The organism is Pseudomonas moraviensis subsp. stanleyae (genome assembly GCF_036283065.1).
Classification (GTDB): domain Bacteria; phylum Pseudomonadota; class Gammaproteobacteria; order Pseudomonadales; family Pseudomonadaceae; genus Aquipseudomonas; species Aquipseudomonas stanleyae.
Map to the genome: position 1 here is coordinate 302,433 of NZ_JAADJI010000004.1, position 16,069 is coordinate 318,501.

Annotated in this window: 10 protein-coding genes; 3 read left to right on the forward strand and 7 right to left on the reverse strand. The window is 59.1% G+C overall.

The genetic code is table 11. The annotated features are described in order from the left end of the window. Window positions 1-26: 26 nt before the first annotated feature. The 3 genes from GXB78_RS08750 to treP form a co-directional block, all read right to left on the reverse strand. Entirely contained in the window at window positions 27-1,250 is a 1,224-nt protein-coding gene (locus GXB78_RS08750; RefSeq protein WP_329515128.1) for a maltoporin, read from the reverse strand. 104 nt (window positions 1,251-1,354) lie between these two features. Further along, window positions 1,355-3,001 carry an alpha,alpha-phosphotrehalase gene (gene treC, locus GXB78_RS08755; protein WP_329515129.1) on the reverse strand — a complete coding sequence of 549 codons (1,647 nt, stop codon included), beginning with the start codon at window positions 2,999-3,001 and terminating at the stop codon, window positions 1,355-1,357. Between the two features lie 118 nt (window positions 3,002-3,119). After that, entirely contained in the window at window positions 3,120-4,562 is a 1,443-nt protein-coding gene (gene treP, locus GXB78_RS08760; RefSeq protein ID WP_329515130.1) for a PTS system trehalose-specific EIIBC component, read from the reverse strand. Between the two features lie 235 nt (window positions 4,563-4,797). On the opposite strand from treP, the gene treR reads away from it, so the two are divergent. From treR to GXB78_RS08775, 3 genes are all read left to right on the forward strand, one after another. Further along, complete coding sequence (gene treR / locus GXB78_RS08765) at window positions 4,798-5,502, forward strand: trehalose operon repressor (protein ID WP_329515131.1); 705 nt, start codon at window positions 4,798-4,800, stop codon at window positions 5,500-5,502. 208 nt (window positions 5,503-5,710) lie between these two features. Further along, entirely contained in the window at window positions 5,711-7,786 is a 2,076-nt protein-coding gene (locus GXB78_RS08770; protein ID WP_329515132.1) for a TerD family protein, read from the forward strand. 114 nt (window positions 7,787-7,900) lie between these two features. Further along, window positions 7,901-11,032 (forward strand): membrane-targeted effector domain-containing toxin, encoded by a 3,132-nt coding sequence (locus tag GXB78_RS08775; RefSeq protein ID WP_329515133.1) that lies wholly within the window; start codon window positions 7,901-7,903, stop codon window positions 11,030-11,032. A gap of 77 nt (window positions 11,033-11,109) precedes the next feature. On the opposite strand, the gene guaA is transcribed toward GXB78_RS08775, so the two are convergent. The 4 genes from guaA to GXB78_RS08795 form a co-directional block, all read right to left on the reverse strand. Then, window positions 11,110-12,687 carry a glutamine-hydrolyzing GMP synthase gene (gene guaA / locus GXB78_RS08780; protein ID WP_042608327.1) on the reverse strand — a complete coding sequence of 526 codons (1,578 nt, stop codon included), beginning with the start codon at window positions 12,685-12,687 and terminating at the stop codon, window positions 11,110-11,112. A gap of 125 nt (window positions 12,688-12,812) precedes the next feature. Next, window positions 12,813-14,282 carry an IMP dehydrogenase gene (guaB, locus tag GXB78_RS08785; protein WP_186530299.1) on the reverse strand — a complete coding sequence of 490 codons (1,470 nt, stop codon included), beginning with the start codon at window positions 14,280-14,282 and terminating at the stop codon, window positions 12,813-12,815. Window positions 14,283-14,478: 196 nt separating this feature from the next. Continuing rightward, a complete protein-coding gene (locus GXB78_RS08790) occupies window positions 14,479-15,027 on the reverse strand; it encodes a sugar ABC transporter ATPase (protein WP_186549131.1) in 549 nt (182 codons plus the stop codon). Window positions 15,028-15,163: 136 nt separating this feature from the next. Further along, window positions 15,164-15,931: a sulfite exporter TauE/SafE family protein gene (locus GXB78_RS08795; RefSeq protein ID WP_329515134.1), complete on the reverse strand. Its 768-nt coding sequence runs from the start codon at window positions 15,929-15,931 to the stop codon at window positions 15,164-15,166. Between the last annotated feature and the right edge of the window lie 138 nt (window positions 15,932-16,069).

The window sequence follows — 16,069 nt, forward strand, 5'->3', positions numbered from 1 at the left end:
TGAATGAGCGGTCGCACCCGCTTTGCTTATTTCCACCAGTATTCAACCTGCAAGCCGACATTGGCGCCGTGCCGCGCATTGCCGAAAGCGCCTGTATCGGACAGCGCCGAACCCTTGGCCAACAGGTTGGCGGCACGCTTGGCCGCCTGGTTCCAGCTGGCATAGGTGTAATACAGACGCACCTCGGGTCGCGCCCAGAATTCCGGGCCTTTCGGTGACCACGTCGGCGCGAAGGTGAACTTGCTCAGCTTGCGCGTGCCGTCCGCCGCCTCGACCTGATCGTGGCCCAGTTCGGTCACCAGTTTGAACTGCTCGCTCAGCGCATAGGCCGGGCGCACGCCGAGTGACAGCCAGTTCTGGTCGGCACCGCCCTGACGGATATCCTTTTGATAAACCGCCTGGAACTGCCCGCCAAAACGCGGCGTCACTTGCCAGTCGAAGAACTCGACGATTCGATAGCTCTTGTTGCGGTCATCGAGCCTGACGTTACCGGTATAGCCCAATCCGGTGCCCGGGCCTTCGCCGTATTGCAGCGCCAGTTTGTTCTTGCCGCCGAAGAAGTCCTGTTGCACATGCTGGGTGGTGATCGCCCAGCCACGGTGGGCGTCACGACTGTCGGGCTTATCGATGTAACTGAGGCCGAACTCCAGTTCGCCGCCCGGGTTGCTGTTGAAACCACCGACGTTGAAGTCATGACGGTTGATGTAATCCTTCTGGTAAAGGTTGTCCTTGCGTGAAAAGGCGTAGCTGTATTTCAAACCGCCGAGCAACACGTCCTCGATACCACCGCCGGTGGCGCTCTGGTTCCAGTAGTAGAAATCGGAAATGTGGATGTCGTTACGTTTGTAGTAGCGCCGCCCTGCCCACAGCGAGCCACCATTGAGCGCGGGCATTGCCGACCATTGCGCGTACGCCTGCGGCAAGCGAATCGAGCCGTTGTCCTCCTTGAACGTCAGGCTGCGGTCGTAACGGTTGTACAACGAGGCCATGCCGTCGACGCTCAGCACCGAACCGTCGTCGAGGGTGTACAGGTCCTGGCGCAACTCAAGCTCGCCGTACTGCTCGCATTCGTTGCCGAGGCGATATTTGGTCTGCGCGCCAGGCAACTGGAAACACGACTGGCCGCTGCTGTTGACCGAAGTGCCGACACCGCTGCGCAGATAGCCGCCGAACTCCAGCGCCTGTGAAGACGTGGGCATTGCCAGACAGAATCCTGCAACTGCCAGCCCGTAATTCATGGTAGTTTTCATATGCCACCCATTGTTTTTATTGTGTGGTTGCAGGAATTCAGCGCGCACAAATCCCCCGCGCAGTGTTCTGCGTGTTTTTTTCAAAGGTTGTTTTCAGTTAGTGATCAGGGATCGGTCAGGTGCAGCACGAAAGATTCGTAAGGCCGCAAGTGCAGCTGCCGAGTGCGTTTCGGACAGTCCGGGTAGTTGCTGATCAACAGGCGCTGCGCTTGGGTTTCGTCGATCAGCGGCGGTAGCTCGACGTCACACGCGGTGCCGTAGAAATTGTTCACCACCAGCAAACGCTCACCAACGCCCTCGCGCAGGTACGCCCAGACTTGTGGGTGCTCCGGCAGCAACTGGCGATAGATGCCATCGCAGATCAGCGCTTCAGTGCGGCGCAGGTTGATCAGGCGCCGATAGTGATGCAGCACCGATTCCGGGTCGTGCAGTTGATGCGCGACGTTGATCTGCGCGGCATTGGCCGGCACACCGATCCACGGTTCGCCGCGGGTGAAACCGGCGTTGTGCCCGGCGTGCCAGTGCATCGGCGTGCGCCCGTTGTCGCGGGACTTCTGCATGATCGCCGCCATGTTGTCGAGGTCGCTTGCCCCGGCTTCACGCTTGAGGCGGAAGATATTCAGGGTCTCGACATCGCGGTACTGCTCGATGCTCTCGAAGCCGGGATTGGTCATGCCCAGTTCTTCGCCCTGATAGACGAAGGGCGTGCCCTGCAGAAAGTGCAGCGCGGTGCCGAGCATCTTCGCCGACAGCTCGCGGTATTCGCCGTCGCTGCCGAAACGCGAAACCACGCGCGGCTGATCGTGATTACACCAGAACAGCGCATTCCAGCCGCCGCCCGCCTGCATGCCGGTCTGCCAGTCGGAAAGAATCTGCTTGAGCTGGAGGAAATCGAAATCGGCGCGCACCCACTTTTGCAGGTTCGGGTAATCGACCTTCAGGTGATGAAAGTTGAAGGTCATCGACAGTTCTTTCGACTGTGGATTGGAATAACGAATGCAGTGTTCGAGGCGGGTCGAAGACATCTCGCCGACGTTGATCAGCTCATGTCCCTCGAAGACTTCACGGTGCATCTCATGCAAGTACGCGTGCACGTTCGGCCCGTCGGTGTAGAAGCGCCGACCATCGCTGTCGTCCTCGGGGAAGTCCGCCGGTTTGGAGATCAGATTGATCACATCCAGACGAAAGCCACCGACGCCCTTGTCGCGCCAGAAGCGCATCATCTTGAACACTTCGTCGCGGACTTTGGGGTTGTCCCAATTGAGGTCGGCCTGGGTGTGGTCGAACAGGTGCAGATAGTATTGGCCGGTCTGCGCTTCGTACTCCCAGGCCGAACCGCCGAACTTGGATTCCCAGTTGTTCGGCTGGTCGCGCCAGATATAGAAGTCGCGGTAAGGATTATCGAGGCTGCTGCGCGCCTGCTGGAACCAGACGTGCTCGATCGAGGTGTGGTTGACCACGATATCGAGCATCAGCTTGATCCCGCGTTTGCCCGCTTCGGCAATCAGCAGTTCACAGTCGGCCATGCTGCCGTAGCTTGGATCGACCGCATAGTAGTCGCTGATGTCGTAGCCGTTATCGCGCTGGGGCGAACGCAGGAACGGCGTGATCCACAGGTAATCGACCCCCAGCCATTGCAGGTAATCCAGCTTGGCGACGATGCCGAGCAGATCGCCGGTGGCGTTGCCGGCATGGCTGTGAAAGCTTTTCGGGTAGATCTGGTAGATCACCGAACGTTGCCAGTCTTGCATGGCGCATTTCCCTCTTGAATTTTACGATCTCTGCAGGAGCTGCCGGAGGCTGCGATTTTTTGATTTTGAAAGGCAGGATCAAAAGATCGCAGCCTCCGGCAGCTCCTGCAGTTCGACTTCACGCGACCCGATAACCCCGACGGACGATCTTCATGCTCAGCACGCAGGTCAGGGCAAACGGCACGAGCATCGCAATCAGCATCCCGATGACGAACATGGGGATGAACTGCGGCATGATCGAAATGAAACCGGGCAGGCCGCCAACACCGATGGCCGAGGCCTGGATCTTGTTCAGCGAGAGGAACATGCAACCCAGCGCCGAACCGGCCAGCGCGGCGTAAAACGGAAACTTGTAGCGCAGGTTGACGCCGAACATCGCCGGTTCAGTGATGCCGAAATACGAAGAAATTGCCGAGGTCGAGGCCATGCTCTTGTCCCGCGCATTGCGCGTCATCCAGAACACCGCCAGTGCCGCACTGCCTTGCGCCAGATTGGACATGACGATCATCGGCCAGATGAAGGTGCCGCCCTGGCTCGAGATCAATTGCAGATCCACGGCGAGGAACATGTGGTGCATCCCAGTGATTACCAGCGGCGCATACAACAGGCCGAAAATCAGACCGCCCACCAGCGGCGCCAGATCGAACAGCATCACCAGCCCTTCGGTGATGTAGATGCCGATATGCCGGGTAACCGGGCCGATGATCGCCAGCGCCAGCACGCCAGTCACGACAATGGTGGTGATCGGCACCACCAGTAATTGCACGGCGTTGGGCACACGCGCCCGCAACCATTTTTCGATAACGCTCATTACGTACGCCGCCAGCAGGATCGGCAGGATCTGCCCCTGATAACCGACCTTTTCCACCTGGAACAGGCCGAGGATGTCGAAGTACGGCAGTTGCTGCCCGTCCAGCCCGGCGACGGCCTTGCCGTAGTTCCAGGCGTTGAGCAGGTCCGGGTGCACCAGCATCAGACCGAGGACGATGCCGAGGATTTCGCTGCCGCCGAAACGCTTGGCCGCCGACCAGCCCACCAGCGCCGGTAGAAACACGAACGAGGTATTGGCCATCAGGTTGATCAGGCTCCACAGCCCGTCGAGGTTGGGATAGGCATCGAGCAGGGTCTGCCCCTCGATGAACATGCCCTTGGCGCCGAGCAGATTGTTGATGCCCATCAACAGGCCGGCAATGATCAGCGCCGGCAGGATCGGCATGAACACATCGGAAAACACCCGCACCAGCCGCTGCATGGCGTTTATCTTCTCGGCGCTTTTCTGTTTAACGTCGGCGATGGTCGACGCCGCGAGCCCGGTCTGCTGCCTTAGTTCGGCATAAACCTTTTCAACATCACCCGGGCCGATGACCACCTGATACAACCCGCCCGTGAAGAACGAACCCTTGACCAGCTCGACGCCGTTGAGTGCGGCCACGTTAACCCGCGCCGGGTCCTTCAATGCCAGGCGCAGACGCGTCACGCAATGCGCCGCCTGCTCGATGTTGTCGCTGCCACCGAGGCTTTCCAGCAGCTCCCTGGCGATGTTCGGATAGTCATGGCTCATGCTTGTTCTTCCGTCGTGGATTGTTGTTATTGGCAGCACGCCGAAGGGAAAAATACTCGTCTGTACGAGTGAATGCAACAACTCGTCTGTACGAGTTTGTGTGCGTAGATAAACGTCAGATCCGCACGGATTTTTCCTACTTTGACCTGAGATGTTTTCCTTCGTCCGCATGGACAAACCCCTACCCTGCCCTTAAGGTTCGGGGTTTTCAGCACCGTCGGCACAGAGTCCAGCCATGAGCAAATACAACCAGATCTACAGCGATTTGCTTGCCAGCATCACCACCCAGCGCCTGGAGCGCGGCGCCCGGCTGCCTTCCGAAACCGAACTGATGGAGACCTATCAGGCCAGCCGCGGCACGGTGCGCAAGGCCATTGATCAGCTGCAGGAGCGCGGTTTCGCCCAGAAGATCCACGGCAAAGGCGCCTTCGTGCTGTCGACCAACCCGATCGAATTCCAGCTCGGCGGCATCGTCAGTTTTCAGGAGACCCACCCGCGACTGGGCAATGACGTCAGCACCGAAGTGGTGGAGATGTGTCAGGTGCCGCTGGAAGGTGCGCTGCTCGAACACCTCAACGCCGAGCCCGGCAGCGCGATTACCCGCATCAAGCGTGTGCGGCGCATCGACGGCAAACGCGTCATCCTCGACATCAACCACTTCGTCAGCGCAGTGATTCCCGACCTGTCTGCAGACATCGCCGAACACTCGATCTACGCCCACATCGAACAGACCCTGCAACTGCAGATTGCCTACGCCCAGCGCACCATCGAAGCCGTGCCGTGCAGCAAGGACGACCAACAACACCTGGACCTCGACGGCCAGAGCCATGTGATAGTCGTCAGCAACCAGACCTTCCTGCAGGACGGCCGCCAGTTCGAATACACCGAATCGCGGCATACGCTGGACAAGTTTTATTTTTCGGATGTGGCGCGGCGGTGACGGACGAGCCCGTTTCAAAATATGTGGCTCGCTGACAAACCAGCGCGACCTCCGCTAATATGCCGCCGTGGCTATGGAACACCTTCCTTCTATCCTCCATGAACTAGGGGTTCCGCTCTCCACACCGCGCCTGCTTATTGCAGGCGTTTTCGTATCGATTGCACAGGTGGGTTCCAGCTCACTGGAAACGGCGACCAAGGAAGAAATCATGATCAATCAGGAGCTGTTCCTGCGGCGCCGTACAAAACTCTACGTCCCTGCGGGCACTGGCGGAGCCACGCGTGCGCAGGTCGCATCAGCTGTCAAAGAAGTTACGGCGTTTCGATGCGTTCTTTCCGAGCCGCTGATTGAGCAAATCGGCATGCTCTCCCCGGTAGAACTCAAGAACTGGCTGCGTCAAGTCATTCGAGTCCTGCGGCGTCGCAGCGGTGCCCATGTACATCACCGACCGTTTTATCCTGACTTCCCCAATCGAGTCCTCGAAGCGACAGAGGCGGAGTTGTATCTCAACGCCGTCATTCACTACCACACACTTCGGCGCTTGCCACCCAGCGAACAGGTTCGGCCAGCCATGCTTGAAGGCAACTTCATCCATTGGGTCATCGAACCGGGAAGTGTCAGCGAGTTCGAAGCATTGCTTGAGCCGCTGGTCTCATCTCGCACCTCGCTGTCCGAAGAGGAAGCGGCGGATGTCACCTGGTTTATCCGAACGTACCAAAGCGACGTGTTCCGTCTGCTGCCCGAGACCATCCCGTTCCGCGAGATTCGCGCGCTGGTTGGCGGCGCGCTGATTCTGCATGTCAGTGACGACGCCCGGGTTGAGGCATTTCTGGAGCAAAACGTCGAAACGGCAACTGACGTGCTGCGCTTGGCGATCGCACTGCATGGTGGAGACGTGTCGCTGGCGACAGCGCAGACGCGCTTTAGAAAGATGAACCGTTCGATGCGTCGCCGGCTGTTGCGCCTGCTCGATCGTGCGCCCAATGCGGTGGAAGATGTGATGCGCCAGGCCGAACGCTGGAAACGTCTGGCCGAAGTCCTGCATCCAGGCGATTACGCTGAGAAGTATCCGCGAGCATTCGCCGCCATTACCGCAGCGCGACGCAACGATCCGCCGGCCTCGTTCGGGTCGCGTGTCGAAACCATGCTTGCCCAGCGCCAGATCGGCGCGCTGACGCCCCTACTGCAAGAGCGTCCCGGAGAATTCGCGCGTCGGCTGGACGTGACTTTGCGGCGAGCCACTGACCCGGACACCGTGCTCAAAGACTTTGATGCTGTCGCCTCGCAAGTTTCCTCACCGGTGCTGCTGCAGTTGCTGGCCCAGCTGCGTGCCCCACGGCCCCTGCCGTTGCGGGCGTTCACACCAAAAGGAGCACTGGCGAAAGTCTTCGGCACAGAAGATCGTCGAAAACCGATCGCACCGCAGGTATTGGCACGTGCCGCACAGATTTGCGAGAACGCCCTGATCGCGCGTTTCACGTTGCTGCCACCACTGGGGAGTTGTTTCATCGATCCGGCGTTGCGCGAATACCGAGTGCCGCTGGCACAGCGCGCCGCAGCGAAGTCGCTGCGCACGCTAGTGCGCGGCAGTCGACTGCCGATGCCCGACACGCGATTCATTCGCCTGTTCCTCTGGTGGAAAAATGGCCGTGACCGCACGGACATCGACTTGTCCGCCGCCTTCTTCGACACCGACTTCGTCTTCCAGGAAGTGGTTGCGTACTACAACCTCAAAGGCTACGGCGGCTACCACAGCGGCGACATCGTCGATGCGCCCAATGGCGCCTCCGAGTTTATCGACCTCGACCTTGATGCTCTCGTCAAAAAGGGCGTCCGCTATGTCGTCACGTCCCTCAACTCGTTTACCTGGCAGCCATATTGCGACCTTCCTGAATGCTTCGCGGGCTGGATGGCTCGCACCGACACAGCATCGGGAGAAGTGTTCGAGCCGCGCTCCGTAGTCGACCGCATCGATATCGCCTCCGACACGAGTATCTGCCTGCCCTTCGTGATGGACTTGCAGGAACGTCGCATGATCTGGGCCGATCTGGGACTCACTTCATCGCCCCGCTGGAACAACGTCGACAACAACCTCAGCGGGGTTTCGTTGATGCTGCGCGCCCTGGTGCATACACCAAGGCCGGATCTGCACACACTTTTCGATTTGCATGTGCGGGCACGAGGTGAACGAGTAGCCTCTGCGAAGCTGGCGCAGACGGTGTTCGCCCCTGATCAAGGGCTGACGCCGTTCGATACGGATCTGATTCGATGTGAATATCTTTGATATCTGCGACAGCATTCGCTCACTGTCGATAGGACAACACGCGATAGCCCGGTAACACCCTCACCTTGAGCGCAGCGGTCATCCTCGACCTTTGTATCTCAAGGATGAATACCCATGACCGCTCCCGAACGCCGTCTGCTGCCAAACGCAGCGGACAAGACCGTCCTCAAAACAATCGCCAGAACAATCGTGCAGACCTGCCCGAGCCTGCTTGATGCGGCCCGTCAAGTTGCCAACGAATTGCTGACAGACAAAGGTCTGTCCGGTCTCGATCCTGACAAGATCTTTTTCCACCGTTTCAAAACGGCGCAGAGCAGCACGCTGACCTTTACCGGTTGGGAACACTTACTGGAAAAGCCCTGCGAAACCCTCACTCTCACGCAACTGGTGATTCATCGCTTCCGTGCGACCGATCAAGACAACGCAGACCTGCTAGGCCTTTACGGCGGCTTCTATTCGGATGGCCCGGAAGCGGAGAATTTCAATCAGAGCAACGAATTGCTACTGCTTGGCAGTGATGTGCTGAAGGCATTCTGGGCAGTGGATTTCAGCACGCGCTACACCGCGCAATTGACGAAGTTCTGGCAAACCTCTTCGGATGATTTCCGTGCCTTGGCAAAATGCAACTTTCTCAGTGAGGCCCTGCAGGCACTGCACCAGGGCGGCCTTGACGGCACTGACTTTCAGCGGATCGTCAACTCGCTGGCTGGCCCCGTTACCTGGCCTGTGAGCCTGCAAATGTTGCGAGCGAGCTACCCGGCCGGCGCTGAAGTACGCGCACTTGATCTGGATGGTAACGTCGCCACCAATGTGCTGCGTCTGGTAGAACCCGATGGTCGGCAGACCCTTTATCTGCCGGGCGATGCCCAAGCCTTTCGCTTGATGGACAACGAGGCCGATCTGCACTGGTGGTTGCTTGAGCAGATGAATGACGAGGACAAACGCACCGCGTTTCTCAAGCACTTCGCGCTCGCCGACAGCCATCGCATGACCGAAAACCTGACCGATCTGATGAATCGACTGGTGAGCACCTGGGGCCACAGCGACCATCGGATGATCAACCGCAGCGACGTTGCGATCAACGATGACGCTTTTACCTGGCTAAGCGAGTCGACACGCAGTGCGATGGTTGCCGAGGCGCATCTGGTGCTCACGTCCAACAGTGACCTGCGCAGGAAGCTCTGGATTGGCTATCTCAGTGCCGGCCTGAAAATATTCGGTCCGATGGCGGCCGTCGGCTGGCCTGCGGCATTACCCCTGATTGGCGCCAGCATCGCCAACATGGGTTTGAACATCGATCAGGCCATCAACGGCTCCACGGCAACCGAACGCAAGGCCGGCGTCATCGGCGCAGTGCTCAACGCTATTGATATCGTGTTCAACGTCCCGTTCCTGATCGGCACCGGCGCGCAACTGGAAGTGGGTCCGCAGGTCGAGTTTGCCGAAGCTGAAGAAATGCTCGGGCTGATCGAGTTCGCTTCGGCTGATACGCCATTACTGCCGCCTCTGGATCCGCCGCCTCCTGCGGTGGTTGAAGAGACGAGTGCTGAACTGGCCAACGAAATCCCTGTCGAGAACTCAGTTGCATCTGTCCAGCAGTCGACCATGGCGGGGGCTCGGCAAGGTTCGTCCTCTGCGAAGATCCCCGCCAGTTATCGATGCAACGAATTGCTTGCCCACCGTTCCGTTGAGGCAGCACCCGGCAAATATGAGGGTATATACCGCCTCGACAAGGAGCCGAACCATGCCATCGAGATGGATGGCAACGCATACTACGTGCGCTACTTTGCCGACTCCGAAAACAGCGGCAATTGGGCCATCGTCAGTCCTGAACGGCCCAATCAATTCGCTTATTCGCTGCCGGTCCGCTTCGGTAGCGGCGGCAAGTGGGAACGTATGCCTGCGCTACGTCTGCGCGGAGGTGGCCAGTGCTTAGGCAAGGCATGTCGGCTTGACGACGAATTGACTTCTACCCCAGCTGCAACGACGCCGTCGGCGGAGCTACCAGTGGTTGAGCCGGTTTCACCGGTAGCGTTTCCGCTACGTCTGGTTACTCCCCTCGACGACATCGTCGGAATGGACATGGCGAAAATGAAAAGATGGGCAATGAACCTGCCCGAAACTTTTGCGCAGCTACCCGGCGCAAATCGTGGCCATCAATCAACCGCCAATGTGTATGCGGCCTACTTTCGCGACAGACGCACGATTCTCCTGAACGAGGCCAAAGAGTTTTATTCGGAACTGCGATGGACCAATCTGCCTGCACGCCCGGTGATTCCACAAGTTGATCCTGAAATGCCGACAGATACGCTGATCGAGCGCATCTTCGCCAATACCAATGGGCTGGTTATCGGTGAAACCCTCGATCGCATCGCCAGCATGCGTTTCATGATCGAAAACATGCCTGCGTTCGCTCGGCATATCAAGACTCTTTATATACGGGGCTTGCTGAGTGACTTTGCTCAGGCAGACCTCAATGAATTCCATATATCGGGGGAGATGTCTGAAGATCTTCGGACTTACCTGTCCAGCCTGGGGACCGATCCTGATGAACGATTCAACGTCCTGGAGCTGGTCAAAACCGCCCAAGCCAATGGCATCCGGGCGCACGGCCTTGACGTCGCTCACAGTTACAAACTGCAGATACCGCTCACTTCGATCGAAGAACAGATGATCCACGCCCGACTCGCTTCACAAATCATGTGGGGTGACGAACTGCTCAACAGGCCAGGCAAATGGGTAGCCCTGGTCGATGCCACAAACACCAATACCTTCAGGAATTTGCCTGGCATCAGCGAACACAGGGGCGGCATCGGGTTGCGGATCGAAGAGCTCTCACCGGGGGAGATGTCGGGGGTCAGTATCGATCCGGGACTGGAAATCGTCCGCGGCCCATTCGATAACGGGGCGTCGACGCGCAATGCATCCGACCTGCTTTTCGCTGATCTGCGCGTGCAGATCGACACACCGACGCCACAGTGGACTGATGCGACTCTGGATAGACTTCTGCATCGCAACGGTATGTTTCTGATAGAGAAGACCCAAAACAACGCATACACGCTGGTGCGTCGCAACAGCGCAAGTACCATTGTTCGAACAAACGTAAACCGCAGAAGGGATGGCCAGTTTTACATCTGGGATCAGTCGATGCCTCGTATCAGCGGCATCATGTTCCGTGACATCGCCGCGTTGGCCGACCGCCTGATAGAGATCGGCCTCACCCTGCAAAGCCGCCTGCCGACCTGACCGATTTACCGACCCCCGAAACGAAAAAACCCTTGGCTTGAGGCCAAGGGTTTTTCGTTATTCAGAGGGAAGCAGGATCACTCCCACTCAATCGTCGCCGGCGGCTTGCTCGATACGTCGTAAGTGACGCGCGAGATGCCTTCGATTTCGTTGATGATGCGGCCGGATACGGTTTCCAGCAGTTCGTAAGGCAGGTGTGCCCAACGCGCGGTCATGAAGTCGATGGTTTCTACGGCACGCAGGGCCACGACCCAGGCGTAACGACGGCCGTCGCCGACCACGCCCACCGATTTCACTGGCTGAAACACTACGAATGCCTGGCTGACCTTGTGGTACCAGTCGGCCTTGCGCAGCTCTTCGATGAAGATGTGGTCGGCGCGACGCAGCAGGTCGGCGTATTCCTTTTTCACTTCACCAAGGATGCGCACGCCCAGGCCCGGGCCCGGGAACGGGTGGCGGTAGACCATGTCGTACGGCAGGCCCAGTTCCAGGCCCAGACGACGGACTTCGTCCTTGAACAGTTCGCGCAGTGGCTCGACCAGTTTCAGGTTCATTTCTTCCGGCAGGCCACCGACGTTGTGGTGCGACTTGATCACGTGGGCCTTGCCGCTTTTCGCGCCAGCCGACTCGATCACGTCCGGGTAGATGGTGCCTTGAGCGAGGTACTTGATGTTCTCCAGTTTGTTCGACTGGGCATCGAACACGTCGATGAAGGTGCGGCCGATGATCTTGCGCTTCTTCTCCGGGTCGGCTTCGCCGGCCAGGTTGTTGAGGAACTGCTCTTCAGCGTTGGCGCGGATCACCTTGACGCCCATGTTCTCGGCAAACATGGCCATCACTTGCTCGCCTTCGTGCAGACGCAGCAGGCCGTTGTCGACGAAGACGCAGGTCAGCTGATCGCCGATGGCCTTGTGCAGCAGCGCGGCAACCACCGAGGAGTCAACGCCGCCGGACAGGCCCAGCAGGACGTTGTCGGTACCGACCTGGGCACGGATGTTGGCGATGGCGTCTTCAGCGATCTTCGACGGCGTCCACAGAGCTTCACAGCCACAGATGTCGAGCACGAAGCGCGAGAGGATGCGCCCGCCCTGTTTGGTGTGGGTCACTTCCGGGTGGAACTGCACGCCGTAGTAAGCGCGGTCGTCGTTGAACATACCGGCGATCGGGCAGCTCGGGGTGCTGGCGAGGATGTGGAAGTCTTCCGGCATCTTCGTGACTTTGTCACCGTGGCTCATCCACACGTCGAGGCCGAACAGGCCATCGGCGTCGATGTGGTCTTCGATGCCGTCGAGCAGGCGGCTCTTGCCGACCACGTCAACGCGGGCGTAACCGAACTCACGCAGTTCGGAACCTTCCACCTTGCCGCCCAGTTGCTCGGCCATGGTCTGCATGCCGTAGCAGATGCCGAACACCGGAACGCCGAGGTCGAACACCGCTTGCGGGCAGCGCGGGCTGTTGGCTTCGTGCACGGACTCGGGGCCGCCGGCGAGGATGACGCCTTTAGGGGCGAATTCGCGGATCGCATCTTCGTCCATGTCGAACGGGTGCAGTTCGCAGTACACGCCGATCTCGCGCACCCGGCGGGCAATCAGCTGGGTGTATTGCGAACCGAAGTCGAGGATCAGAATGCGGTGAGCGTGAATGTCGAGGGCCATGAAAGAAACTCTGAAAAGCAGTTGCAAGCTTCAAGCTGCAAGCTGCAAGTAATCGGAAGCCGAGCGGCACTGCTCTGACGCAGCACCGCTTGCAGCTTGTAACTTGTGGCTTAGAGCTGTCGGCGTCAGCCGACCCGGTAGTTCGGCGCTTCCTTGGTGATCTGCACGTCGTGAACGTGGGATTCGGCCATGCCGGCACCGGTGATCCGCACAAACTCGGGCTTGGTGCGCATTTCTTCGATGTCGGCGCTGCCGGTGTAACCCATCGAAGAACGCAGACCGCCCATCAACTGGTGAATGATCGCGCTCAGGGTGCCTTTGTACGGCACACGACCTTCGATGCCTTCCGGAACCAGTTTCTCGGCGCCTGCCGAGGAGTCCTGGAAGTAACGGTCGGAGGAGCCCTGGGCCTGGGACATGGCGCCCAGCGAACCCATGCCGCGATAGGCCTTGTACGAACGACCCTGGAACAGTTCGATTTCGCCCGGCGCTTCTTCGGTACCGGCGAACATCGAGCCCATCATCACGCAGGACGCACCGGCGACGATGGCCTTGGACAGGTCACCGGAGAAACGGATACCGCCGTCGGCGATCAACGGTACGCCGGTGCCTTCAAGGGCGGCGGCGACGTTGGCGATGGCACTGATTTGCGGTACGCCGACACCGGCGACGATACGGGTGGTGCAGATCGAGCCTGGGCCGATACCGACCTTGACTGCGTCGGCGCCCGCTTCGGCCAGCGCCTTGGCGGCAGCGCCGGTGGCGATGTTGCCGCCGATCACCTGCACTTCAGGGAAGTTCTCTTTGACCCAGCGTACGCGGTCGATCACGCCTTTGGAGTGACCGTGTGCGGTGTCGACCACCACCACGTCCACGCCGGCGTTGACCAGTGCAGTGACGCGATCACCGGTGTCTTTACCGGTGCCGACCGCAGCGCCAACGCGCAGACGACCTTGATCGTCCTTGCTGGCCAGCGGATAGGCTTTGGCTTTTTCGATGTCGTTGACGGTCATCATGCCTTTGAGGGCGAATTTGTCGTCAACGATCAGCACGCGCTCGATGCGGTGCTTGTGCAGCAGTTCGCGTACGTCGTTCTTGTCGGCGCCTTCCTTGACCGTGACCAGACGCTCTTTAGGCGTCATCACTTCGCGGACGGTGGCTTCCAGACGGTTTTCGAAACGTACGTCGCGGGAGGTGACGATGCCGACCAGGTCGCCATCGTGCAGTACCGGAACGCCGGAAATATTGTGCAGACGGGTCAGTTCGAACAGATCACGCACCGTGGCATCGGCCTCGATGGTGATGGGATCCTTGACCACACCGGCTTCGAACTTCTTGACCTTGCGCACTTCGGCAGCTTGCTGCTCGATGGTCATGTTCTTGTGGATGATGCCGATGCCACCTTCCTGAGCCATGGCGATTGCCAGACGGGCTTCAGTAACGGTGTCCATGGCGGCAGAAACCAGAGGAATATTCAGTTCGATGCCACGGGTAAGACGGGTCTTGAGACTGACTTCGTTGGGAAGTACCTCGGAATAACCGGGCACTAGGAGAATGTCGTCGAATGTCAGAGCTTCTTGGCTGATACGCAGCATCGCGGGGGCTCCCGAGCGGGAAAATGGAAGCGCGCCATTATAGTCAGACACCCCCTGCTGTTCAATGTAAAACTCAGCCTAATTGATAGATGGAAAACCTCGCTTTCTGTAGGAGCTGCCGCAGGCTGCGATCTTTTGACTTTGCTTTTCAAAGGCAAGATCAAAAGATCGCAGCCTTCGGCAGCTCCTACAGGGATCAGAGCTCGACCTTTACCCAACTTACGGGTTGATCGAGCCAGTCGGCGAACTCGTCGATAAAGCTCTGCTTGAACCCCGCCTCCAGCCAGTTATTGAAAATGAAGCCGAGGTTGGAAAATGCGCACTCCTGCAAAAACAGGAAACCGTTGATGTCGTCTTCATGCCCGCATTCCGGGCAGGTGAAATTGTCGGTGCGCCCCGGCATCCACTCTTCGAGGCTTTCGAACAGCGCCTCGCCCACTTCGCGGCGACATTCGGCGCAACCGGCTTCTTCGAGAAAGCCCTTGGCTGGGGTGTAGATGCAGCGTTTGGTGACGATCTCCAGGCCATTGATCGGCTCGCCGAACGGCAGCGCTTCGGGGTGCAGAACCACGGCGCGGGCACCATCGGCGATGGCGTGGGCCATGCGATTGCCGGTGCGGCCGCAGGTGGTCAATTGTTCTTCGATGATGTTCTTGCGCACCAGCCAGCGCACGATCGCCCGCGCCCGGGGTTCGTGCACCGGCAGGGTGGAGATTTTCGGGACGATGATGCTTTGCGAGTTCATGGAGAGTCCTGCGGTATGGCTTCTGACGCCTTCGCGAGCAGGCTCGCTCCCACACTGGAATGCAATCCCCTGTGGGAGCGAGCCTGCTCGCGAAGGCGCTCTAAAGGCCGGCAGCTTAATCCCTGAAGAAATCCGGTCAAGTGCTGAAATAGCGCACGATCAAGGCGATCCCGCTGGCCAGCACCAGCCACGTCACCAGCCGCACAAATGCCTCACGAGACAATCTCATGGTCAAGCGCCGGCCAATCCACAAGCCCAGCGCCATGGCCGGCAACAGACACAGCGCCAGCATCAACAAGGGTAGCTCGGCATACACACCGGCGATGACAAACAGGCTCAGGCGCACCACGGTGCTGCAACTGATCAACGCACTTTGCGTGGCCCGCGCTGCCTCCTTGGGTAAACGGCTGTTCAGATAGATCGCATAAAGAAAGCCGCCGCTGCCAAACAACGCGCCGAACAAACCGCCCACCGTGCCCATCGGCACCGCCCACGCCGCCGACAACTGCGCTGGCCGCGCTTTGACCCACAGGCTGTAAACCGCATAAACGCTGATAAACAGCCCCATCAACAACAGCAACAGATCGGATTTCAGATTCAGCAGGAAGATCACCCCCAGCGTGCAGCCGATCGCCATGCACGGCAGCAGCCTGAGCAACTCCGGCCTGGCCACGTCCCGCCGCGAGGGCAGCAGATTGCCGAATGCTGCGACGAAATCCAGCAGCACCAGTAACGGCACGATTTTCGACAGCGGCATGAACAGAATCAGAATCGGCCCCGCCACCAGCGCCGTGCCGAAGCCGGCGATGCCGAAGACGATGTAGGCCAGCGCAATGGCCAGCCCGATCACCGCCCAACCGCCAGCGCCCCACGACCATGTGCCCAACAGCTCCATCGTGCTCATCAACGCATTTCCTTATTAAGTCGCCAATACTCCGCTGTAGGAGCTGCCGAAGGCTGCGATCTTTTGATCTTGCTCTTGAAAAAACAAGATCAAAAGATCGCAGCCTCGTTGCACTCGACAGCTCCTACAGGGTTCGTG